This window comes from Pseudarthrobacter sp. RHLT3-21, assembly GCF_059383495.1.
In genome coordinates this window covers 1-23,898 of the sequence record NZ_JBWZCI010000037.1, presented here as the reverse complement: position 1 = coordinate 23,898, position 23,898 = coordinate 1, and the positions used below count along the sequence as shown (strand labels likewise).

Below are 23,898 nucleotides of genomic sequence, written 5' to 3'. Positions count from 1 at the left end.
GGGCCCAACCACCGGCCCCCTCAGCTCGCAAGCTCGCTCAGGGAACCCTGCCAGCGTGGGCCCAACCACCGGCCCCCTCAGCTCGCAAGCTCGCTCAGGGAACCCTGCCGGCGTGGGCCCCCACTAGACGGACGGCGCCACAGCCTCCCAGGCCACCGTCAGTTCGCCCAGGCGCCACCGCGACGGCCCGTCCTGAACCGGCCACCCGCCGTCGAGCAGTGCCTTACACATGGCGTGCCAGCGCTGCCTGTTGCCGAACGAGGCCAGCGGCGCCGACTCCAGCCAGGCCCGGTCCATGGCCTGCATCAGCCGGTGGACGGGCTCGCCCGGAACGTTGCGGTGGATCAGCGCCTTCGGCAGCCGCTCGGCAATTTCCGACGGCAGGTCAAAGCTGCCGAACCGCACGGACATGCTTAGTGACAACGGCCGCCCGGCGTCGAGGGCAACCCACGTCACCCGCCGTCCGATCTCATCGCACGTCCCGTCGATAAAGAGCCCGTTGGGGGCAAGCCGGCCCTGGACCAGCCGCCAGATCCCCGCCACATCAGCCTCTTCGTACTGCCGCAGGACGTTGAAGGCGCGGACCAGCACCGGACGCCCGGACAGTGGCAACTCGAAACCGCCCACCTGGAAGCTCAGCCCGGGCCTCTCCAGCGCCTTGGCCACGCGTACGCGCTCCGGCTCGATTTCGATTCCACACACCCGCACGTCCGGCCGGACGGCGCGGAGGCGTTCAAAAAGTTCGACGGCGGTGGCAGGCGTTGCGCCGTAGCCCAGGTCAACCACGAGGGGGTCTTCGGCAGCGCGCAGGCGCCATGCCTGGGGGCCGGTGAGCCAGCGGTCCACGCGGCGCATCCGGTTGGGATTGGTGGTGCCCCGAGTGACGTTTCCAACGGGCCTGCCTGGCCTGGCGGGTCTGCCCGGCCCGCCGGGGGTCCTGCCCGAGATCTGGGCGTTCGCCACCCGTTCCGCTTTTTGCACCACCGCCCCACCCTATCCCTGCGATTCCTTCCGGTGCCTTCCGAATCCTCGAGCAGTGTCTCCCCTTGTAACGCAAGGCGGGCGGCGCTGTGCCTCGGCTAGGATAAAAATCATGACTTACAAGCTGATTCTGCTGCGCCACGGCCACAGCGAATGGAACGCCAGGAACCTGTTCACCGGCTGGGTGGACGTTGACCTCAACGACCAGGGCCGCGAGGAAGCAGCACGCGGCGGCGAGCTCCTGGTCGAGAACGAGCTTCTCCCGGATGTCCTCTACACCTCGCTCCTGAAGCGGGCCATCAACACGGCCAACATCTCCTTGGACAAGGCCGACCGCGGCTGGATCCCCGTCAAGCGGGACTGGCGCCTGAACGAACGCCACTACGGCGCCCTGCAGGGCAAGGACAAAGCACAGACCCTGGCCGAATACGGCGAAGAGCAGTTCATGGAATGGCGCCGGTCCTACGACACCCCGCCGCCGCCCCTGGCCGACGACTCCCAGTTCTCCCAGGCCCACGACCCCCGTTACGCGGACCTCGGCGAGGCACTGCCCCGCACCGAGTGCCTCAAGGATGTCCTGGTCCGCCTGCTTCCTTACTGGGAATCAGAAATCAAGGAGGACCTCAAGGCAGGCAAGACCGTCCTGGTCACCGCCCACGGCAACTCGCTGCGCGCCCTGGTCAAGCACCTGGACGGCATCAGCGACGACGCCATCGCCAGCCTGAACATCCCCACGGGCATCCCGCTGGTCTACGACCTGGATGAGGACTTCCAGCCGATCAAGCCGGGCGGCACCTACCTGGATCCGGCCGCCGCCGCGGAGGCCATCCTGGCAGTGGCCAACCAGGGCAAAAAGTAAAGCAGTAGACGAACGACGGCGGGCCGGTCACCTCAGGTGACCGGTCCGCCGTCGTACATTCTTTGAAGTTTTTGTCCAGATAATCCGTCCAAACCGCCATGGAACCGGCGATAAGTGGACAAAAACTCAGGGGGTTAGATGCCCTGCGGCTGCCATTCGCCGGTGACGAGGTACGTGACCTTGCGGGCCACTGACACGCCGTGGTCGGCGAACCGTTCGAAGTAGCGGCTGGCCAGCGCCACATCCACGGTGGTGGCGGGGGACTCGGTCCAGTCCGGCGCGGCGATCGCCTTGAAGACACTCAGGTGAAGATCGTCGATGGTGCTGTTGGCCTTGAGGATGTCGCGGGCCACTTCGAGGTCCCGGGATTCCAGCAGCACGACGAGCTTGTCCGCGATCAGTTGGTCCTGCTCCGCCATTTTGTTAAACGTTTCCGTCATGGACGCAGGAATCACCGTGGACGGGAAGCGCAGCCGGGCCAGCTGGGCGATGTGGCGGGCCAGGTCACCCATCCGCTCCAGGGAAGCGCTCATGCGCAAGGAGCCCACGATCATCCGCAGGTCGCTGGCCACCGGCCCCTGCAGGGCCAGGATATCGATGGCGCGCTCATCGAGGCTGGTCTGCAAAAAGTCGATGCGGGCGTCCGCGGCAATGACGTCCTCCGCCAGATCAACGTCGGCAACCTGGAAGGACGTAGCGGCCTTCCCCATTGCCTCGCTGACCAGCTTCGAAATCTCCACCAGCTGCTCACCCACCTGGGTCAGCTCTTCCTGAAAAACCTTACGCACGTGGGCGTCCTTTCTTTGGAACTCCGCCCCTCAGGTGGCAGACGGAACTCATGTCGCCATTCGGCACTCCAACGTATAACTCTGTCAGCGTCCGGTAAACGATTAGCCGCTTGTAGATGAACGTTAGCTGAACCGTCCCCGCAATGGCCCAAGAGGCACCGTCCGGGCAGGAACCACCGCCTAAGCTGGAGCTGTGGATCCTATGCTCATCGGTGTCATCGCCGGCCTGGTCGGCCTGTCGCTCGGCACCTTCGGCGTGCTCGCTTTCAGGATCAGTGAAAAGCAGCGCAAGCTTGTTGACGTCGACCTGGACGAACCCGCTTTGCCGGCCGGTGCCGCGGAAGTGCTGGCCGTCGTCGGACGGGCTTTTGTGGTGGTGGACGCGGTGGACGGTGTGGTGCGCGCCAGCCCCGCAGCCTATGCGTACGGCCTGGTACGCGGCCATACGGTGGTCCACAAGCAACTGCTGGACATGACGGCCGGCGTGCGCCGCGACGGCGTGATCCTGGAAAAACGGCTGGAACTGCCGCGCGGTCCGCTGGGCCAGGGAACTATCATCGTGCAGGTCCGGGCAGCCATGCTGGGCGAGGAATATATCGTGCTGCTGGCTGACGACCGCACCGAAATCACCCGCACCGAAGAGATCCGAAACGACTTCGTGGCCAACGTCTCCCACGAGCTGAAGACCCCCGTGGGCGCAATTTCCCTGCTGGCCGAGGCGCTGGAGTCCTCAGCCGACGACGAACAAGCGGTCCGCCGGTTCGCCAAGCGGATGCACAAGGAATCAGGCCGGCTGGCCGCCCTGGTCCAGGACATCATCGAACTTTCGCGCCTCCAGGGCGCAAGCGTCTCCCAGGAGGGCAAGGCCGTGGACATAAACACGGTCATCACCGAAGCAGTGGACCGGTCCCAGCTCCCCGCTGAAAGCAAGAATATCCGGATCGTGGTGGGTGACCGGGTTGAAGCCACAGTCTTTGGTGACCGGGACCTGCTGGTGACAGCACTGCGTAACCTGATCGACAACGCCATCCGCTACTCCCCGGAAAACACCAGGGTGGGCGTGGGCGTCCGGTCCAAGGACGGGCTGATCGCAGTGTCGGTCACTGACCAGGGCGAGGGGCTGACCCCGGAGGACCAGGAGCGTGTCTTTGAGCGCTTCTACAGGGTGGATGCGGCGCGTTCGCGCCACACTGGCGGAACTGGCCTGGGCCTGAGCATCGTCAAGCACGTTGCCTCCAATCACGGCGGCGAAGTGACATTGTGGTCACGGCCCGGCCAGGGTTCCACCTTCACCCTGCGGCTGCCTGAGATGGAAAACCAGGACGAACCGGATACTGCAGGTGTCAAACAACGAGCCGTACCCGAGCGTGTCAAAGAACGCGGCGTACATGAGCAAGGAGCCAGCGCTTGAGCAGGATTTTGATTGTCGAAGACGAAGAATCTTTCAGTGACCCGTTGTCCTATTTGCTGGGCAAGGAGGGGTTCGAAGTTGAAGTTGTGGACAACGGCCTGGACGCCATCACCGAATTCGACCGGAACGGGGCGGACCTGGTGCTGCTGGATCTGCAGCTCCCGGGCCTGTCAGGTACCGAGGTCTGCCGCCAGCTGAGGCAGCGCTCCAGTGTCCCGGTGATCATGCTGACGGCCAAGGACTCCGAAATAGACAAGGTGGTCGGCCTGGAGCTGGGTGCGGACGACTACGTCACCAAGCCCTACTCCTCCCGCGAACTGGTGGCCCGCGTCCGGGCCGTGCTCCGCCGGCAGGGCGAACCCGAGGAACTGATCTCGGCCACAGTCCAGGCGGGTCCCGTCCGGATGGACATCGAACGGCATGTGGTGAGCGTGGGCGGCCAGCAGGTCCTCCTGCCGCTGAAGGAATTCGAGCTGCTGGAAATGCTGCTGCGCAACTCCGGCCGCGTGTTGACCCGCGGCCAGCTGATCGACCGCGTCTGGGGTTCGGACTATGTGGGGGACACCAAGACCCTGGACGTGCACGTCAAGCGGCTGCGCGGCAAGATCGAGCCCGACCCCTCCGTGCCCCGCTACCTGGTAACCGTCCGCGGCCTGGGCTACAAGTTCGAGCCGTAGGCCCCGCCGGTACGGCACACCAGGCCACGCCCACGAGTCTTCAGAAAGCGCAGAAAAGGAGGGTCTCCCCGCGGGGAGACCCTCCTTTTGTGCTTTGTGGTTGCTACTTAGTGGGCCGCAGCAGTACTGGTGGCCGACGGCGACGGCGACGGGCTGGGTGAGGCGGATCCGGTCGGTTCGCTGCCGGCCGGCAGGTACTCCTTGTACTCCGCGAGCGACGCATCCATGATGGGGATCCGGACAGTCTTGCTCACGTTGGTGCCGTCTTCAGTGACCTTGACGTCCACCATCGAACCGGCGATGCCGCCGCTGGTGCTGAGGACGGCCTCATCCGTGGAGTCGTTGAGCAGGGTGTAGGAGTTGGCCTTCACCGGCACCTGCGTCTGCGAACCCTCGGCCCCGTTGACCGTTAGCTTGACGTCCTGCGATGAGGAGTTGTAAACGGCGCCGAGCAGGCGGCCGGGCTTGTCTTCACCGGCGGAGACAAGCAGCATGTTGCGCAGCTGCAGGGGACCCAGGTCCGCGCGGATACCGTCCGACGCCGCGTACTGGTGAGAAGTCTGCTGGGGGTTGATGTAGCCACAGCCGGTCATCGTCGCCAGGACGAGGGCCAGGGATCCTGCCGCCAGTGCCAGTTTGCCGCCCTGGGCCCGGTTCATCGCAGTGAAACGCACGTCACGTACTCCTCGAGAGTCTTGAAACATTATTCAGCCATAGCCTAACGGCAAACCGGACCAAACGAGGATTCCGCACGGTCACATTGCCCTTGGCAGCGGGCCGCGCATGCACTATTATCTGCATCCGTCAAGGGGTTGAAGGGGGTCGATTCCGCCCATTTTCCGCGTAATCACGGGGTTCCGGGCCGGGTTCCGGGCCAGTCATATGCCTGAATCGTGATAAACTGGTCTGCGGGAAAGGGGAATGTTTACATGGTATTTGAGGTCGGCGAGACAGTAGTTTATCCTCACCACGGTGCTGCAAAAATTGAAGAAATCAAGATGCGCACTGTCAAGGGCGAAGAGAAGATGTATCTCAAGCTCAAGGTGGCTCAGGGTGATCTGACCATTGAAGTTCCAGCAGAGAACGTTGACCTTGTTGGGGTCCGTGACGTAGTGGGCAAAGAAGGTCTGGAGCACGTATTTGATGTTCTCCGGGCTGAGTTCACTGAAGAACCCACCAACTGGTCGCGCAGATACAAGGCAAATCTGGAGAAGCTTGCTTCCGGTGACGTCATCAAGGTAGCAGAGGTTGTTCGCGACCTCTGGCGCCGTGATCACGATCGGGGCCTTTCCGCAGGTGAGAAGCGCATGCTGGCCAAGGCCAGGCAGATTCTGATTTCAGAACTTGCACTGGCTGAAAAGACTGATGAAGAGAAGGCTGCAAGCGTTCTCGACGAAGTCCTGGCTTCCTAAGAATTGAACCCCGGGGGTACGAAAGTGCCTCCGGGGCTTCTTTTTGCCCTTTTCCAGACCCCGCGTCGACTGAGGCAGGCGCGTCGTGCGGGTGGGATTCGGCAGGCCGGGCAGGCGGGCACGTAGGCTGGACAGCATGAACAACGGACTGCCCCGCCCCGTCACCGCCGTCGTCATCGTGGCTGCCGGTTCCGGCGAACGGCTGGGTTACGGCATGCCCAAGGCGCGCGTTCCACTGGGGAGTGACACCATCCTCACCCATGCCCTCCGGGGCGTCGCCGCCGCGGGCGTCGCACGCCAGATCTGTGTGGCCCTGCCGCCCGGCGACACCGTCCTGCAGGAATTGTGCGCGGCCTTCGCCGAGGAACTCCGGGCGGGGCACGACGACAACCCGGAGAACCCGCTTCCCCTGCTGACAACGGTCGACGGCGGCGCCACCCGGTCCGAGTCCGTCCGGTCAGCGCTGGCCGCTTTGCTGGACGGGACCGAAGCCGTCCTGGTCCATGACGCCGCCAGGGCGCTGACGCCCGAGTACGTCTTCCACCGCGTGGTTGATGCGCTGGCCGCCGGCGCTGTTGCCGTGATTCCGGCGGTACCGGTGGTGGATACAGTGAAGATGGTTACCCCGACCAGCGGTGACGGCAGCAGGATCGCTCCGGAACTCGTGACGGGGACCGCCCCGCGGGAAGAGCTCCGTTCGGTCCAGACGCCCCAGGGGTTCCGCCTGGCCACACTGCTCCAGGCCCATCAGGCGGCGGCGGGCTTTGACGAGAAGCGGGCTGCGGCGGTCACCGACGACGCCATGCTGGTGGAGTTGCTGGGAGTTCCCGTGTACGCAGTGCATGGCGCCACCCAGTCGTTGAAAATCACCACTCCGCTGGACCTGATCATTGCCGAAGGGCTGCTGGAAGGCCCGCTGGGCATCCGCTGGGTGGAAGGCTAATCATGAGTGAGGCCAAGATGATCCTGCCGCGTACCGGTATCGGCCTGGATGTCCATGCCTACGCCTCCGATGACCTTCCCCGGCCGCTCTGGCTGGGCGGGCTGTTCTGGGAGGGCGAGCGTGGACTGGCCGGGCATTCGGACGGGGACCCGGTGGCCCATGCCGCCGCTGACGCCCTGTTCTCGGCCGCCGGCATCGGGGACCTCGGCACGCACTTCGGCACCGACCGCCCGGAGTTCGCCGGCGCCTCCGGCATCACGCTCCTGGCCGAGGCGGCGAGGATTGTCCGTGCTGCCGGCTTTGAGATCGGCAACGTCGCGGTCCAGTTCGTTGCTACCCGGCCCAAATTCGGGCCGCGGCGGGAAGAATCCCAACGTGTGCTGAGCGAAGCGGCCGGGGCTCCGGTCAGTGTCACCGCAACCACCAGCGACGGACTGGGATTCACCGGCAGGGGCGAGGGCATTTCCGCCGTCGCCACCGCTTTGGTCTATCCGCGTTGATTCAACCCCGGGCCGTTCAGGCCGGATATCGCGCGGGGGCCGGCGCTCAGGCCTTTTCCGCTAATCTGGAGCGGTGACTCTCCGCTTCTATGACACCGCTGCCGCCGAAGTCCGTGACTTCGTTCCCCTCGTCCCGGGAAAAGCGAGCCTGTACTACTGCGGAGCCACCGTGCAGGGCATGCCGCACGTGGGTCACATCCGCTCGGCGATCGCCTTTGACCAGCTCACCCGCTGGCTCGAGTACAAGGGGCTGCGGGTCACCGTTGTCCGCAACGTCACAGACATCGACGACAAGATCCTCGCCAAGTCTGCCGAGTCGTTCAGCCCGGACTTCGAAGCCGGACCGGACACCGTCCGCGAGGAGGAATGGTGGGCGCTGGCCTACCGCTACGAGCAGGCGTTCCAGCAGGCCTACGACACGCTCGGTGTTGGCCGCCCCACCTATGAGCCCCGGGCAACCGGCCATATCCCCGAAATGCACGCGCTGATCCAGCAGCTGATCGTCCGGGGCCACGCCTACCCGGCGCTGGACGACTCCGGCGACGTCTACTTCGACGTACGGTCCTGGGACAAGTACGGGTCACTGACGCGCCAGAACATTGACGACATGCAGGGCGCCCCGGACGCGGATCCGCGCGGCAAAAAGGACCCCCGCGACTTTGCGCTGTGGAAGGGCTCCAAAGAAGGAGAGCCGACGACGGCGAGCTGGGCCTCGCCCTGGGGCGCCGGCCGCCCCGGTTGGCACCTGGAATGCTCCGCCATGGTCACGAAGTACCTCGGCACCGAATTTGATATCCACGGCGGCGGACTGGACCTGCGGTTCCCGCACCACGAAAACGAGATGGCCCAGTCCCAGGCCGCCGGGCATGGTTTCGCCAACTTCTGGATGCACAACGGCATGGTCACCTACCAGGGCGAAAAAATGTCCAAGTCCATCGGCAACACCATCAGCCCTTCGGAGATGCTGGACCTCGCGTCACCGCGGGTGGTCCGTTACTACCTCGGGCAGGCACACTACCGCTCAGTGCTGGACTACCGCCCCACGTCGCTGGAAGAGGCCGCCGCCGCCGTCGAACGCATCGACGGATTCCAGGCGAAGGCCGTCGCCCGCTTCGGTACCGACTTCGGCTTTGTCGCCGGCAACTTCGGCCCGTCCACGGAGAGCCTCCGGACTTTCTCGGCGGCCATGGATGACGACCTGAACGTCCCGCGCGCCTTGGCGGCCCTGCACGAAACGGTGCGCGCCGGCAACAACGCCCTCGCAGAAGGCGACGACGAAGCGGGCCGGCATGCGATGAACGCGGTCATGATCATGACCACCGCCTTGGGACTCAACGCCGTTGCTGCGCCCGACGCCGGTAACGCCCGGGAATCGGCTGCCCTCAACGTCCTCGTGGAAGCCCAACTCGCTGCCCGCGCGCAGGCCCGGGCCACCAAGGACTGGGCTGCCTCCGACGCCATCCGCGACACGCTGAAGGCGGCCGGCGTCGTCGTCGAAGATGGGCCAGATGGCGCTACCTGGAGCCTGCAACGGGACTGAACCGGCGATTTTACTTGATTCAGTAGACTGGTAAGCAGACTCAGTCAAACAATCAAGGGTGGAAAATCATGGCCAACAACGGTCGCCGGTCGGTCAAAGCAAAGAAGGGGCCAACCATCGGAACCGGTGGCCATGGCCGCAAGGCCCTGGAAGGCAAGGGCCCCACGCCCAAGGCGGAGGACCGCCCGTACCACAAGGCGCACAAGAGCAAGCAGCTTTCCGAACGTTCGGCCGCCAAGCGCGGCACGGGCGCGCGCAGCGCCGGCGCCTCCCGCTCGGGCCCCAAGGGCCGCGCCACCGAGGAAGTTGTCACCGGCCGTAACTCGGTTGTCGAAGCCCTCCGCGCCGGGATCCCTGCGAAGGCCCTGCACATCGCCATCCGGATTGAAATGGATGACCGCGTCAAGGAGTCGCTGAAGATCGCCGCCGAACGCGGCATCCCGCTGCTCGAGACCGGCAAGACCGAACTGGACCGCATGACGGAAGACGCCGTGCACCAGGGCCTGGTCCTGCAGATCCCGCCCTACGAGTACCAGGACGCGTATGACCTGGCCGAGGAAACCGTGGACCGCTGGAAGAAGGGCCACGTAGCCAACGCGCCGCTGTTTGTTGCCCTGGACGGCATCACCGACCCGCGAAACCTCGGTGCCATCATCCGCTCCGTCTCGGCCTTCAGCGGCCACGGCGTCATCGTCCCGGAACGCCGCTCCGTGGGCGTCACTGCATCGGCCTGGAAGACCAGCGCCGGCGCGGCCGTTCGTGTTCCGGTGGCACGTGCCGGCAACCTGAACAGTGCCCTGAAGCAGTTCAAGAACATGGGCATCTTCGTCCTGGGGCTCGACGGCGACGGCGACGTTTCGCTGCCTGACCTCACCCTGGCCACGGAGCCCGTATGCATTGTGGTCGGTTCCGAGGGTAAGGGCCTGAGCCGCCTGGTCCGCGAAAACTGCGACCAGATCGTCTCCATCCCGATCAACTCCGCCATGGAATCGCTCAACGCGTCCATGGCCGTTGGCATCTCGCTGTACGAAATCTCCAGGCAGCGCGCCGTTAAGTAAGGTACCGAGGAACGCTCCCTCACTTCGGTGGGGGAGCGTTGCTGTCTCTTGAGAACTCCCGGCGGTTCGCCAGGACCGGGTGCCCCCGGGACGGCGTCATAAAAGCACCAGTGCAGTTCAGCAGCCTCTGGCCGCTACCATTGAGATGATGGTCATGCCGCTTTTCGACACCGCTTCCACCAAGGATGCCTCTTCGGCATATCCGCTCGGTGTCAGCGTCCTGCGCCCGGCTTCGGGAGCGGATTACGGCGTGCAGTCCAGCGCGAACGTGGCCGTGTACGCTCCGGCCGTGGAGAACCTTGAGATTGCCTACAAGGCCGCCGGTGGTGATTGGCATCTGCAGACCTTGCCCAACGTCACCCATGGCGTGCACCACGGAATTGTTGAAGATTTCCCGTACGGATCGCTGTACGGGTTCCGCGCCACGTCCAAGGCTGAGACGCTGCCGCTGGCGGTCCCCGTTATGGACCTGGACGACGACGGCGGGCAGCCTCTTCTGCTCGATCCTTACGGCCGGGCGGTGGACCAGCGGGAAGGGTTCCTGACGAGCGTCCGGATGGCCGGCGATTTTGACTGGGGCGACCACGAACGGCCCCGGACGCAGTGGCGGAACACCATCATCTACGAGGCCCACGTCCGCGGCCAGAGCATGCTCCACCCCGATGTCCCCGAAGAACTGCGCGGAACCTACGCCGGAATGGCCCATCCGGCCATCATCGAGCACTTCAAGAGCCTGGGCATCACTTCTGTCCAGCTGCTCCCGGTGCACTTCCACCTCGATGAGCTGCACCTGCAGAACCTCGGCCTGACCAACTACTGGGGCTACAACACGGCCGCGTTTTTCGCGCCGCACGCGGCCTATGCAACGCAGGCTGCGCAGGATGCAGGACCACACGCCGTCCAGGATGAGTTCAAGGGAATGGTCAAGCTGCTCCACGCGGCAGGACTTGAAGTAATTCTCGATGTTGTCTACAACCACACTGCCGAGGGCGGTCCGGACGGCCAGGCCATCAGCTTCCGCGGACTCGGCGAGGACACCTACTACCGCACGGATGGCCACGGGAAATACATCGACACCACGGGCTGCGGCAACAGCCTGAATTTCGGCCAGCCCCGGGTGGTCCAGCTGGTGCTGGATTCCCTCCGCTACTGGGTGGACGAATTCCACATCGACGGCTTCCGCTTCGACCTGGCAGTGACGCTCTGCCGGAACGCTGACAACGAGTTTGATCCCCGCCACCCGTTCCTGGTGGCCGTGGCCGCCGATCCTGTGTTGTCCGACGTGAAACTGATCGCCGAGCCGTGGGACGTCGGCTACGGCGGCTGGCAGACGGGACGGTTCCCGGGCGGCTGGGTTGACTGGAACGACCACTTCCGCGACGGCGTCCGCTCCTTCTGGCTGGCCGACCGGGCGGCCATCGAGGCCGGCGGGCACGGCGGGTCCGTGGCGCGGCTGGCTGATGCCTTGTCCGGATCGGCCGGGCTTTTTGAAGCGTCAGGCCGCTCCAGGCTGGCGTCGGTCAACCTCATCACGGCACACGACGGCTTCACCCTCAACGACCTTGTGTCCTACGACCGTAAACACAATGAGGCCAACGGCGAGCAGAACCGGGACGGGCACGGGGACAACCGCAGCTACAACCACGGCGTCGAGGGCCGGAGCGAGGACGAGACCATCGTGGCGCAGCGGGCGCAGTCCCGGCGGAACCTGATGGCCTCCCTGATGATTTCCCTGGGTGTGCCCATGATCACCGCGGGTGACGAACTCGCGCGCACGCAGCAGGGCAACAACAACGCCTACTGCCAGGACAACCCCCTGGCCTGGATCGATTGGACGCGCACCCCGGAATCCGCGGAGATGCTCCGCAGCACCAAGCGCTACGTCCGGCTGCGCAAGGAGTTCCTGGCAAGCCAACCCCATGATTTTCCGGCGCGGGATGAGCAGTCCTATATCTACTGGTTTGATCACTCCGGGCAGCCCATGTCCATGGATCAGTGGAATGATCCCCGGCACCGCGTCATGCAGCTCCTGCTTGGCTCGGACGACGGTCCGGTGGCAGGCCTCGTGGTGGTCAACGGCAGCACCTCCGATGTGAAGATCACCCTTCCGGAACTCAAGAACGACGACGGAACGCCCCGCAGGATATTCGAACTCCGGCTGACAACGTCGCCGCTTCACGAGCTTCGACAGGGCAGCCGCGTGGCGTCCGGCGAGACGGACCTCATCGAGGCGAACTCGATCAACATCTACCGCACGTAACTGCCGAGGGGACCAGAATTGCGCAACCGCTCCATTGCCCTGCTGCTGACCGGGCTGCTGGCCATAGCGGTGTTCGTTTTCGGCGGCCCCTACCGCTACAGCCAGGACAACAAGACGTTCGGCAACTTTGAGCGCATTCTCCCGCGGCAGGATTCAGGCTACTACCGCGAGTACACCGTGCCCACCCCGGGTGAATCGGACAGGGGAGCCCGGCGCATCGTCACCGGCTCCGAGGGCGAGAAGTACTACACGCAGGACCACTACGACTCGTTTAAATTCATCACAGAAGGCAGCTGAACACCGTCATGAAACTCTACTCCGCCGATACCTGGACCATCGAGGAACTGCAGGAACAGATATCCGACGCCGGCCGCCGCAGCCTGCTGGTCCCTGCTGCCGACAGTAAAAGGGCGGTCCTGGAAACCTTCGGCGAAGTGCTCGCCTTCCCTGAGCACTACGGCGTGAACATGGATGCCCTGAACGATTCCCTGCACGATTTCGCGGACAGCATCGGCGAAGACGGGGGTGCCCCGGTGACCGTCCTCTGGCAGGTGGCCGCAGCGTTCCGCGGGGACCGGACCTTTGGAATCATCTGCGAGATCCTCCAGGACGCCGAGAGCTACGACGGCCGTGACCTGGCGGTCACGGCCGTCCTCCAAAACTAGCGTCGCCAACCGCCTCGGCCATAACGAACGCCGGATGTCAGTTATCCGGAAGCGTGCGTCAGAGCGACGGAGGAGCAGCACGCGGAGGATGACTGACATCCGGCGGATGTCTGGAAACGGCTTAGGCGTTGACGATCAGCCCCAGCTCGGCCTTGGAAGCCAGCGCCTCGTGCCGGGGCAGGACGCGGACGGTGTAGCCGAACGGACCTGACCGGTCGATCAGCAGGGAGCCGCTGAACAGGTGGCGCCCTTCGCCCAGATCCTCTTTCGAGCTCAACTCAATCAGGGTGACGTCCGCCAGGGTGTCGCTTTCCTCGGCGCGGCCATAGGCCACCTCCACGGAAACGTCCTCCGGCGACAGGGTGTGCAGCGCGATGTAGGCGTTCACCTGCAGGGTGTCCCCGATCTGCGGATCCTCGGAAACTCCCACGGAGTCCACATGTTCAACGTGCAGCAGCGGCCAGGCGGAACGCACCTTGGCCGTCCATGCCGCCAGGACGCGGGCCTGGGCGTAGGAGTCGGCAACGGCCCTGCGTCCGGCCTCGGCTGCGGGGCGGTAGAGCAGGTTGACGTAGTCGTGCAGCATGCGCTCGGCGGAAACGGCCGGGCCCAGATGCGACAGGGTGTGCTTGATCATTGACACCCAGTGCGTGGGGACTTTCTCCGTGCCCGTGGTGGACGGACCGGCAGCACCCGCACTGTCAGACACCGTGTTCCCATAGAAGCGCGGCGCTACCTGAGTTTCCAGGAGTTCGTACAGCGCCGCCGCCTCGATGTCGTCCCGCTCTTCGGGGGACGCGTCATTGTTGGCGGTGGGGATCGCCCAGCCGTTCTCGCCGTCGTACATTTCATCCCACCAGCCGTCCATCACCGAAAGGTTCAGCGAACCGTTGATGGCGGCCTTCATGCCCGACGTGCCGCACGCCTCCAAAGGGCGGAGCGGGTTGTTGAGCCACACGTCGCAGCCCGGGAAAAGCGTCCTGGCCATCGCGATGTCGTAGTTCGGCAGGAAGGCGATGCGGTGGCGGACCTGGGGGTCGTCGGTGAAGCGGACCAGATCCTGGATCATCTTCTTCCCGGCATCATCTGCCGGGTGGGACTTTCCGGCGATCACCAGTTGGATCGGGTGCTCCGCATGCAGCAGCAACGCCTTGAGCCGGTCCGGCTCGCGAAGCATCAGCGTCAGGCGCTTGTAGGTGGGCACGCGCCGGGCGAAACCGATGGTCAGGACATCAGGGTCCAGGACGCTGTCGGTCCAGCCAAGCTCGGCGTCGGCGGCGCCGCGCTTCTTCCACGCGGCCCGGAGCCGGCGGCGTACGTCCTCCACCAGTGCTGTGCGCATTTCACGGCGCAGCGCCCAGACGTCCGCGTCGCTGACGTTATAGGCAAGGTCCCAGCGGCCCATGGCTTCGGCCTCGGAGCCGAACTGTTCCCGCGCGAGCCGGGAGATGCGCCCGTCCACCCACGTGGGCACGTGCACGCCGTTGGTAACGGACGTGATGGGCACCTCGGAGTGGTCGAACCCGGGCCACAGCGCCGAGAACATTCCGCGGGATACCTCGCCGTGCAGCTTGGCGACGCCGTTGGCCCGCTGTGCCAGCCGGAGCCCCATCAGGGCCATGTTAAAGACTGACGGATTGCCGTCGGCGTAGTTTTCCCGGCCCAGTTCCAGGATCCGGTCCACCGGTACCGCGGGCGCAAGCCCCGCCTGGAAGAAGTGGTGGATCTGGGAAATCTCGAAACGGTCGATGCCGGCCGGAACGGGAGTGTGGGTGGTGAAAACCGTTGACGCCCGGCCAGCGGCGAGGGCTTCGTCGAAGCTGAGGGCGGCGTCGCCGTCCATCAGTTCCTGGATGCGCTCAATGCCAAGGAAGCCGGCGTGGCCCTCATTGGTGTGGAACACCTCCGGCGCCGCGGTCCCGGTCAGCTGCTGGTACGCGCGCAGCGCCTTGACTCCGCCCATGCCCAGCAGGAGCTCCTGCTGCAGCCGGTGGTCGCCGCCGCCGCCGTAGAGGCGGTCGGTGATGCCGCGGGCGGCGTCGTCGTTGCCGGGAACGTTGGAGTCCAGCAGCAGCAGGGGAACGCGTCCGACGTCGGCACGCCAGATGTGTGCCAGCAGCCGGCGCCCGTTGGGGAGCGGGAGCGAGATCTGCAGGGGCCGGCCGTTGCCGTCGGCGGACGGCTCACGGAGGAGTGTGAGGGGCAGCCCGTCAGGGTCGAGGACCGGATAGGTTTCCTGCTGCCAGGCGTCGCGGGAAAGGGACTGCTTGAAGTAGCCGGCCTGGTACAGCAGGCCAACGCCGATCAGGGGCACGCCGAGGTCCGAGGCGGCCTTGAGGTGGTCGCCGGCCAGGATGCCCAGGCCGCCGGAGTACTGCGGCAGGACTTCGGTGATGCCAAATTCGGGGGAGAAGTAGGCGATGGCTGCGGGAGCATCCTCGCCCAGGCCCTGGTACCAGCGGGGCTGCTCAAGGTACCGGTCAAGGTCCTCGGCGGCGGCACGGATCTGGTCCACTACCGTCTGGTCGGCGGCGAGGCGCTGGAACTCTTCGCGGCTGACCCGGCCCAGGAAACTGATGGGATCCTGGCCGGATTCCTCCCAGATGCGGGGGTTCAGGGCCGCGAAAAGTTCACGGGTGGGCCGGTGCCAGGACCAGCGCAGGTTGGTGGCCAACCGGGCCAGCGGCCTGATGGGTTCCGGGAGGACTGTTCTGACGGTAAATCTGCGGATTGCCTTCACCTGCGCCACACTAACCGACAACATCAACGTCCGGAACCGCTTTGGCTTTCTTTTAGGTAAATGACAGTTGGCGCGGCGGATAAGTCGAATCGCGGCGACAAAAAGCAGCGCAGGCTTAGCAATCTGGACCATTTCTCGCTAACGTCGAGCCTGTGACGACTAACTCAGTAATCCCTGCCGCCTCAAAGAAAAAGCCGAAAGGCAAAATCACCGACGGACTAAGATTTGGCCGGTTTCCGATCACCGCCGTGGAGCCTGTGGTGGAGAGTGGGAACTATCCGGCCAAGGCACTGCCGGGAGAGGGAATTGTGGTGGGCGCCACCGCCTTCCGGGAGGGGCATGACCAACTGGGTGTCAGCGCGGTCCTCCTGGATCCCCGGGGGAAGGAACGCCAGCGCGTCAGGCTGGCGCCGCCCAAGGGGGAACGCGGCCTCGGCACGGACCGCTGGGAGGGCATCCTCACGCCGTCGGCCGTTGGAAACTGGACCTTCCTCATTGAAGTCTGGCACGACCGCTATGGAACCTGGCACCACAACGCCGAGGTCAAGGTAGCGGCAGGCATCGACGTGGAGCTGATGCTCGCCGAAGGTTCAGCGTTGCTCTCAGATGCGGCCGCCGACGCCTCCCGCAATGCGTCGGACCGGCGCACCCTGCGCATGGCGTCTTCCATTCTTGCGAACGGGTCCCTCACCGATGAGGAACGCCTGGCAGCCGGCTTCGGCGCGGACGTGGCCGCCGTGGTGGACCGCCAGCCGATCCGCGAACTGGTCACCGTTTCCGAGCAGTTCCCGCTGCTGGTGGAGCGCGATCTCGCAGGCCGCGGAGCCTGGTACGAATTCTTCCCCCGGTCCGAAGGCGCCGTCAGGGACGCCGCCACCGGGGCATGGACGTCCGGGAATTTCCGGACCGCAGCGAAGCGGCTGGACGCCGTGGCGGAAATGGGCTTCGACGTGCTCTACATGCCGCCGATCCACCCCATCGGCGTCCAGCACCGCAAGGGCCCCAACAACACGCTGATTGCCGGCCCGCACGATCCCGGCTCGCCCTGGGCCATCGGCGCCACGGAGGGTGGCCACGACGCCATCCACCCGGAGCTGGGCACGTTCGAGGACTTCGACGCTTTTGTGGCCCGCGCCAACGAACTGGGCCTGGAAGTCGCCCTGGACCTGGCGCTGCAGGCCGCGCCGGACCACCCATGGGTACAGTCCAACCCGGAATGGTTCACCACCAGGGTGAACGGCAGCATCGCATATGCGGAAAACCCGCCCAAGAAATACCAGGATATTTTCCCGCTCAATTTCGACAATGATCCGGAAGGGCTTGCGAAGGAAATCCTGCGGGTCGTGTTGCTGTGGGTCAGCCATGGCGTGAAGATCTTCCGGGTGGATAATCCGCACACCAAACCTGTGTGGTTCTGGGAATGGCTCATTGGCCAGGTCAACAAAAAGACCCCCGGCGTGGTGTTCCTCGCGGAAGCGTTCACGCGCCCGGCCATGATGCACGCCCTCGGCCGGGCGGGCTTCCAGCAGTCATACACCTACTTCACCTGGCGGAACACCAAGAAGGAACTGGAAACCTACTTCACGGAAGTCAGCCACGGGTCGCCGGCGTACTTCCGGCCCAACTTCTTTGTCAACACGCCTGACATCCTCACGGAGTACCTGCAGTTCGGCGGTCCGGCGGCGTTCAAGATCCGCGCCGCACTGGCCGCCACCGCCAGTCCCTTGTGGGGCGTTTATGCCGGCTTCGAACTGTATGAGCATGTTGCCCGCCCCGGCGCGGAAGAGTACATCGACAACGAGAAATTCGAATACAAGGCCCGTGACTGGGATGCTGCCGCGGCCTCGGGCCGCACCCTGGCGCCGTACCTGACCAGGCTCAACGCGATCAGGCACAACCACCCGGCGCTGCTGGACCTGCAGAACCTCACGGTCCACCACAGCACCGACGACGCCACGGTGGTTTACTCCAAGCACAAGACCCTGCCGGACGGCACCAAGGACACCATCATTGTGGTGGTCAACGTTGATCCGCACGGCACCCGGGAGAGCACCATTTCACTGGACCTGGCGGCCCTGGAACTTGACCCCGAAGACCTGTCGCCCAATGGCGGGTTCCGGGTGGATGACCTCATTTCCGGCGAATCCTGGGAATGGGGCGAATACAACTACGTCCGCCTGGACGCACATGTCGAGCCCGCACACATCCTGAGCGTGAGGAGATTGCATCAGTGAGCTTCAATCCGCCGAGTTCCGGTCAGCATTTCACCCCCAGGAGCACGTTTGAGCTAAACGCCCCCGGCCTGCCCCACGATCCGCTGTGGTATCGGAAGGCCGTGTTCTATGAAGTGCTGGTGCGGGCCTTCGCGGATGCGAACGGAGACGGTTCGGGCGACTTTTCCGGCCTGATCGACAGGCTGGATTACCTGCAGTGGCTTGGCGTGGACTGCCTGTGGCTGCCGCCGTTCTTCCAGTCCCCGCTGCGTGACGGCGGCTATGACATTTCGGACTACAACTCCGTCCTGGATGAGTTCGGCACCATCAGCGACTTCAAGCGGCTGGTGGCCGAGTCCCATGCCCGCGGCGTCCGGGTCATCATTGACCTGCCGCTGAACCACACCTCGGACCAGCACCCCTGGTTCCAGGAATCGCGCAAGGACCCGGACGGACCCTTCGGCGACTTTTACGTGTGGAGCGATACGGACGAGAAATACCAGGACGCCCGCATCATTTTCGTGGATACAGAGGAGTCCAACTGGACCTTCGATCCCATCCGCCGGCAGTTCTTCTGGCACCGCTTCTTCGGCCACCAGCCTGACCTGAACTTTGAAAACCCCAAGGTCATCGAAGCGCTCTTTGATGTGGTCCGTTTCTGGCTGGACCAAGGCATCGATGGTTTCCGGGCGGACGCCATCCCGTACCTCTTCGAGGAGGAGGGGACCAACTGCGAAAACCTGCCGGCCACCCACGATTTCCTGCGCAAGCTGCGGGCCATGGTGGATGAAAGCTACCCGGGCCGCGTTATCATCGCCGAAGCCAACCAGCCGCCCAACGAGGTGGTGGAGTACTTCGGAACAGCTGAAGAGCCCGAATGCCACATGGCGTTCCACTTCCCCATCATGCCGCGCCTCTATTACGCCCTGCGCGACCAGAAGGCCGCTCCGATCATCGAGACCATGCATGACACCCCGGAGATCCCCGAAGGGGCGCAGTGGGGGACCTTCCTGCGCAACCACGATGAACTGACGCTGGAGATGGTCACGGCCGACGAGCGTGCGGCGATGCTGGGCTGGTATGCCCCCGACCCCCGGATGCGCGCCAACATCGGTATCCGGCGGCGCCTTGCACCGTTGCTGGATAATTCCCGCGCCGAGATCGAACTGATCAATGCCCTGCTGCTGTCGCTGCCGGGCAGCCCGTTCCTGTATTACGGGGACGAGATCGGCATGGGGGACAATATCTGGCTCGATGACCGCGATGCTGTGCGCACCCCCATGCAGTGGAACCCGGACCGGAACGCAGGATTCTCCAACGCTGATCCCGGCAAGCTCTACCTGCCCGTCATCCAGTCGCTGGTGTACAACTACGGCATGGCCAATGTGGAAGCCGAGTCCGCCCACTCCGGTTCCCTGCTCCGCTGGACCCGGCAAATCCTCAGCGTCCGCAAGAACCACCCGGCCTTCGGGCTGGGCGCGTTCAAACATGTCGAAGCCGACCACGACTCAGTGTTGGCGTATCTGCGCGAACTTTCGGATGACAACTCCGCGGGAGTGGCCGGCGAATCCATCCTGTGCGCCTTCAACCTTTCGCAGCACCCCGTCGCGGCAAAACTGCGGATTCCCCAGTTTGCCGGCCGCGGACTGCGCGATGTGTTCGGGGGGCAGGCGTTTCCCGGGATCGACGACGACGGATCACTGACGCTGACCCTGGGAAGCCATGATTTCTTCTGGCTGCGGATCCGCTCGGCGACGTCCAACCCGGCCTCCCCATACACGCAAGCCTTGCCCATCCTGTCCATCGAGAACTGACATGGCCCAGCCCACCCTCACCGCCACACTGAGCGCTGTCCTTCGGGAATGGCTTCCGCGCCAGCGCTGGTTCCCCGTAAAGACAGCCGATTTTTCGCTGGAGCAGGCAGGCAGCCTGAGCCTCGAGGATGCCGCGGGGCAGGCGCGGCTGGAGATATTCCTGCTGGCTGTGTCCTCCCGGGCGGCCGACGGCGGACTCCGGACTGACGTGGTCCAGGTCCCGCTGAGTTACCGGGCAAGTCCGCTTGCCGGAGCGGAGCGGGCACTGGTCGGCCAGGCTCCCGAGGCGGGCATGGCCTGGATCTACGACGCCGTGCACGATCCTTCCTTTGTGTCCTCCTGGCTGGAGCTGATCCGCTCCGAAGCAGGCTCGAGGACGGGTTCGGCGACGGGCCACCGCACGCGCTCGGAGCACCGTCTGCCTACCGCACACGGAGTGGTCAAAGTCCTGTCCGGCGAGCAGTCCAACAGTTCGGTCATTGTTGACGACGGCGAGTCCGCGGCGATCGTGAAATTCTTCCGGGTCCTCTCTGAAGGGAACAACCCTGAGGTCGAGGTGGGCGCGGCACTGACGGCCCAAGGCACCTCCGAGGTTCCGGCCACGCTGGGGTGGGTCCGCGGGGAATGGCAAGCGCCGGCATCATCGGAGTTCCCGGCACAGGCGCCATCGCGGGGCGAACTTGCCGTGGCCCACGAATTCCTCGCCGGCGGCCGTGATGCCTGGCGCCTTGCCGTGGATGCCGCCCGCACCGGCGCCGATTTCACCGCCGAGGCGCATGCCTTGGGTGCGGCCACGGCCACGGTCCACCGCCGGCTGGCAGAAGCCCTCGGCACAGCAGTTGAACCGGCCCCGGGTGAGCTTATTGCGCCCGGAGTAGCCCAGCGGGTCCGGCAGGCATGGGCGGAAGCCGGTGCCGCCGTCGGGCCCTACGACGAGGCGTTAGGGGCGCTTCTTGGCGAGCTCGACGGCGTGCCGGCAGGGCCGCTGCAGCGCATCCACGGCGATCTCCACCTTGGCCAGATCCTGCAGGTCCCCGGCCACGGCGGCCAGCCCGGCCGGTGGGCCATCCTTGATTTTGAGGGTGAGCCACTGCGGCCCATCGCCGAACGCAACTTCCCCGATGTTCCGCTCCGGGACGTGGTGGGGATGCTGCGTTCCTTCGACTACGCGGCCGGCGCGGCAGAGCGCGAATATCAGGGTGCCCGCGTTCCTGCGTCCTGGGTCGATGATTGCGCGGACGCGTTCCTTGCCGGCTACGCCTCAGTCACACCCGGCACCATCGACCGGACTTCACCGCTCTTTGTGGCATTGTGGCTGGACAAGGCCCTTTACGAAGTCGTTTATGAATTGCGTAACAGACCTGACTGGCTGGCCATTCCAACGAATGCCTCCAGGCGGCTCCTCAGCGTTAAAGGCTCCGGCGATCAGGCCCGGGCAGCATCGGAAGGTATCAAAATGACAGGCTCAGCACGTACAGACCGGCCCCGTGTGCCTCTACACGTGGACCCGGAAACCTTGGCCCGCGTGGCGAACGGTGAACACCACGCCCCGCACTCGGTGCTCGGTGCCCACCTGGACGACCATGGCCATGTGACTGTCCGGACCGTCAAGCACCTCGCGGAGGCAGTGAGCGTGGTGACTGCCGTTGGTGCAGTGCCCATGACCCACGAGGAAAACGGCGTCTGGGTGGCAGTCCTGGAGCCGCTGCAGGCCGGCCACGTGCCCGACTACCGGCTGGAGGTCACCTATCCTGGTGCCGCTCCGCTGACCATGGATGAGCCCTACCGCTACCTGCCCACCGTGGGTGAAGTGGACCTCCACCTGATCGGCGAGGGCCGGCACGAGAAGCTGTGGGAAGTCCTTGGTGCGCACGTCCAGCACTACAAGTCCTCCCTCGGCGACGTTGACGGCGTCTCCTTCGCCGTCTGGGCGCCGAACGCGCAGGCGGTCCGCGTCAAAGGCGACTTCAACACCTGGGACGGCCGGCAAAACTCACTCCGCTCGCTGGGATCCTCAGGCGTGTGGGAAGTCTTCCTGCCCGGTGTTTTAGCAGGGGCGTGCTACAAGTTCGAGATCAAAACCAAGGGCGGCTACTGGGTCGAAAAGGCCGATCCCCTGGCCTTCGGCACCGAAGTCCCGCCGCTGACGGCCTCCAGGGTCGTGGAGCAGTCCTACGCGTTCAAGGACGCCGAATGGATGGAGGCACGCGCCCAGCGTGACCCGCACAATTCGCCGATGAGCGCCTACGAAGTCCACCTCGGATCCTGGCGCCTTGGCCTGGGCTACCGCGAGCTCGCCAAGGAACTGGTGGACTACGTCAAATGGCTGGGCTTCACCCACGTTGAGTTCATGCCCGTGGCCGAGCATCCCTTCGGCGGCTCCTGGGGCTACCAGGTGACGTCCTACTTTGCGCCGACGTCGCGCTTTGGCCATCCGGACGAATTCCGGTTCCTGGTGGACTCCCTGCACCAGGCCGGAATCGGCGTGCTGCTGGACTGGGTCCCGGCGCACTTCCCCAAGGATGCCTGGGCCCTGGCCCAGTTCGACGGCGAACCCCTGTACGAGCACGCCGACCCGAACCTGGGCGAGCACCCCGACTGGGGAACGCTGATCTTCGACTTCGGCCGCACCGAGGTCCGGAACTTCCTGGTGTCCAACGCGCTGTACTGGCTTGATGAGTTCCATATCGACGGACTCCGGGTGGATGCGGTGGCCTCGATGCTCTACCTGGACTATTCGCGTGAAGAGGGGCAGTGGTCGCCCAACCGCTTTGGCGGACGCGAGAACCTGGAAGCCATTTCCTTCCTCCAGGAAGTCAACGCCACCGTCTACAAGACCCACCCCGGCGCGGTGATGATCGCCGAAGAGTCCACAGCCTTCCCCGGCGTCACCGCCCCGACGAGCCACGGCGGCCTGGGCTTCGGGCTCAAGTGGAATATGGGCTGGATGCACGACTCCCTCAAGTACGCCTCCGAGGACCCGGTCAACCGGAAGTGGCACCACGGCACGCTGACGTTCTCCATGGTCTACGCGTTCACCGAGAACTTCCTGCTTCCCATCAGCCACGACGAAGTAGTGCACGGCAAGGGCTCCATGCTCCGGAAGATGCCGGGGGACCGCTGGCAGCAGCTGGCCAACCTGCGCGCCTTCTTTGCGTACCAGTGGGCGCACCCGGGCAAGCAGCTGATTTTTATGGGCACCGAATTCGGCCAGGAGGCTGAATGGTCCGAGCAGCACGGACTGGACTGGTATTTGGCCGAGATTCCGGCGCACCGGGGAATGCAGCTCCTCACCAAGGACCTCAACGAGATCTACAGCTCGACGCCGGCTCTCTACGCGCGGGACAACGAGCCCGGTGGTTTCCAGTGGATCAACGGTGGCGATGCCGACCGCAACGTCCTGACCTTTGTCCGCTGGGACAAGGAGGGCAATCCTCTGGTGTGCGCCATCAACTTCTCCGGCGGTCCGCATGTGGGCTATGCCCTCGGCGTTCCCGCGGCCGGGGCCTGGACCGAAGTGCTGAACACCGATGCGGCGGCGTATGGCGGTTCGGGTGTCCTCAACGGCGGTGAGCTGATTGCCCTGGATGAAGGGCTTCATGGCCAGCCGGCATCGCTGACCGTGACCCTGCCGCCCCTGGGTGCGGCGTACTTCAAGCCCGTTCCGCCGGCGGCCGGCTGACCGCCTGGTGTGAACCGGCTCTCTTAACTGCACGGCGAAAAGCCCGGGATTCCTTGAGATTCCGGGCTTTTTGCTGCCTTCGGCGTGGGGTGGCAGGGGACCGCCTCGGGCTTGGTTGGTCATCCCGGCAAAGTGGTGGTAGAGTTTATTTCCGCGCTGCTCCACGGAGTCAGACCGAAAAAACCGACACGAAAGCCTTAGGCTGACGAAGTCGCGGACGCCGGTTTGACAAGATGGAGACCAGCCGGTAACTTTGAAAAGTTGCTCCGGAGCGATCCACGGCCGATTGAATGGTTGTGGTGGTGCCGGGTGTGTCTGTTGTTTGAGAACTCAATAGTGTGCCAAGTTTGTTGAT

General features: G+C 64.8%; 18 protein-coding genes and 1 pseudogene. 14 read left to right on the top strand and 5 right to left on the bottom strand.

Translation table 11 applies throughout. From position 1 onward, the window contains the following. Positions 1-123: 123 nt before the first annotated feature. A complete protein-coding gene (locus tag AC50YA_RS21990) occupies positions 124-984 on the bottom strand; it encodes a class I SAM-dependent methyltransferase (protein ID WP_494984303.1) in 861 nt (286 codons plus the stop codon). 109 nt (positions 985-1,093) lie between these two features. On the opposite strand from AC50YA_RS21990, the gene AC50YA_RS21985 reads away from it, so the two are divergent. Next, entirely contained in the window at positions 1,094-1,840 is a 747-nt protein-coding gene (locus AC50YA_RS21985) for a phosphoglyceromutase (protein ID WP_494984302.1), read from the top strand. Between the two features lie 134 nt (positions 1,841-1,974). Here AC50YA_RS21985 and phoU read toward each other — a convergent pair whose 3' ends face one another. Further along, positions 1,975-2,628, bottom strand: a complete 654-nt coding sequence (phoU, locus tag AC50YA_RS21980) for a phosphate signaling complex protein PhoU (RefSeq protein ID WP_494984301.1) — start codon at positions 2,626-2,628, stop codon at positions 1,975-1,977. A gap of 202 nt (positions 2,629-2,830) precedes the next feature. Here phoU and AC50YA_RS21975 point away from each other — a divergent pair, with 202 nt between their 5' ends. Together AC50YA_RS21975 and AC50YA_RS21970 are read left to right on the top strand one after the other, a co-directional pair. After that, entirely contained in the window at positions 2,831-4,039 is a 1,209-nt protein-coding gene (locus AC50YA_RS21975; RefSeq protein WP_494984304.1) for a sensor histidine kinase, read from the top strand. Continuing rightward, complete coding sequence (locus AC50YA_RS21970; protein WP_494984300.1) at positions 4,036-4,716, top strand: response regulator; 681 nt, start codon at positions 4,036-4,038, stop codon at positions 4,714-4,716. The genes AC50YA_RS21975 and AC50YA_RS21970 overlap by 4 nt, the downstream gene beginning before the upstream one ends. A gap of 107 nt (positions 4,717-4,823) precedes the next feature. Here the strand turns inward: AC50YA_RS21970 and AC50YA_RS21965 are convergent, their stop codons facing one another. Further along, positions 4,824-5,390, bottom strand: a complete 567-nt coding sequence (locus AC50YA_RS21965) for a hypothetical protein (RefSeq protein ID WP_494984299.1) — start codon at positions 5,388-5,390, stop codon at positions 4,824-4,826. 255 nt (positions 5,391-5,645) lie between these two features. Between AC50YA_RS21965 and AC50YA_RS21960 the strand changes: the two genes are divergently transcribed. The 8 genes and pseudogenes from AC50YA_RS21960 to AC50YA_RS21925 all read left to right on the top strand — a co-directional run bounded on the left by AC50YA_RS21960 (position 5,646) and on the right by AC50YA_RS21925 (position 13,094). Then, a complete protein-coding gene (locus AC50YA_RS21960) occupies positions 5,646-6,128 on the top strand; it encodes a CarD family transcriptional regulator (RefSeq protein ID WP_026266570.1) in 483 nt (160 codons plus the stop codon). Between the two features lie 136 nt (positions 6,129-6,264). Further along, entirely contained in the window at positions 6,265-7,071 is an 807-nt protein-coding gene (ispD, locus tag AC50YA_RS21955) for a 2-C-methyl-D-erythritol 4-phosphate cytidylyltransferase (protein WP_494984298.1), read from the top strand. 2 nt (positions 7,072-7,073) lie between these two features. Beyond that, positions 7,074-7,571, top strand: a complete 498-nt coding sequence (gene ispF / locus AC50YA_RS21950; RefSeq protein ID WP_494984297.1) for a 2-C-methyl-D-erythritol 2,4-cyclodiphosphate synthase — start codon at positions 7,074-7,076, stop codon at positions 7,569-7,571. 73 nt (positions 7,572-7,644) lie between these two features. Next, positions 7,645-9,111, top strand: coding sequence for a cysteine--tRNA ligase (cysS, locus tag AC50YA_RS21945; protein ID WP_494984296.1), 1,467 nt, complete (start codon positions 7,645-7,647; stop codon positions 9,109-9,111). A 68-nt stretch (positions 9,112-9,179) separates the two neighbouring features. Next, positions 9,180-10,169, top strand: a complete 990-nt coding sequence (rlmB, locus tag AC50YA_RS21940) for a 23S rRNA (guanosine(2251)-2'-O)-methyltransferase RlmB (protein WP_160677800.1) — start codon at positions 9,180-9,182, stop codon at positions 10,167-10,169. A gap of 148 nt (positions 10,170-10,317) precedes the next feature. Further along, on the top strand, positions 10,318-12,429 hold the full coding sequence (glgX, locus tag AC50YA_RS21935) for a glycogen debranching protein GlgX (protein ID WP_494984295.1): 2,112 nt from the start codon (positions 10,318-10,320) through the stop codon (positions 12,427-12,429). A gap of 75 nt (positions 12,430-12,504) precedes the next feature. Continuing rightward, positions 12,505-12,726, top strand: a pseudogene (locus AC50YA_RS21930) (guanyl-specific ribonuclease); the annotation flags it as partial. An 8-nt stretch (positions 12,727-12,734) separates the two neighbouring features. Next, positions 12,735-13,094, top strand: coding sequence for a barstar family protein (locus tag AC50YA_RS21925; RefSeq protein ID WP_494984294.1), 360 nt, complete (start codon positions 12,735-12,737; stop codon positions 13,092-13,094). A gap of 121 nt (positions 13,095-13,215) precedes the next feature. Here the strand turns inward: AC50YA_RS21925 and glgP are convergent, their stop codons facing one another. After that, the gene (glgP, locus tag AC50YA_RS21920; protein WP_494984293.1) at positions 13,216-15,834 is read right to left on the bottom strand and encodes an alpha-glucan family phosphorylase; all 2,619 of its coding nucleotides are present in this window, start codon (positions 15,832-15,834) and stop codon (positions 13,216-13,218) included. 152 nt (positions 15,835-15,986) lie between these two features. Here glgP and AC50YA_RS21915 point away from each other — a divergent pair, with 152 nt between their 5' ends. Genes AC50YA_RS21915 through AC50YA_RS21905 form a run of 3 tightly spaced genes read left to right on the top strand, consistent with a single transcriptional unit; the run spans position 15,987 to position 23,543 of the window. Continuing rightward, positions 15,987-18,068, top strand: a complete 2,082-nt coding sequence (locus tag AC50YA_RS21915) for an alpha-1,4-glucan--maltose-1-phosphate maltosyltransferase (RefSeq protein WP_494984292.1) — start codon at positions 15,987-15,989, stop codon at positions 18,066-18,068. Beyond that, positions 18,065-19,861, top strand: coding sequence for a maltose alpha-D-glucosyltransferase (gene treS / locus AC50YA_RS21910; protein WP_494984291.1), 1,797 nt, complete (start codon positions 18,065-18,067; stop codon positions 19,859-19,861). The genes AC50YA_RS21915 and treS overlap by 4 nt, the downstream gene beginning before the upstream one ends. Before the next feature lies 1 nt (position 19,862). Continuing rightward, positions 19,863-23,543 carry a 1,4-alpha-glucan branching enzyme gene (locus AC50YA_RS21905; protein WP_494984290.1) on the top strand — a complete coding sequence of 1,227 codons (3,681 nt, stop codon included), beginning with the start codon at positions 19,863-19,865 and terminating at the stop codon, positions 23,541-23,543. A 169-nt stretch (positions 23,544-23,712) separates the two neighbouring features. On the opposite strand, the gene AC50YA_RS21900 is transcribed toward AC50YA_RS21905, so the two are convergent. Next, the coding region (locus tag AC50YA_RS21900; protein ID WP_494984289.1) for a hypothetical protein at positions 23,713-23,898 on the bottom strand (186 nt) is incomplete at its 5' end.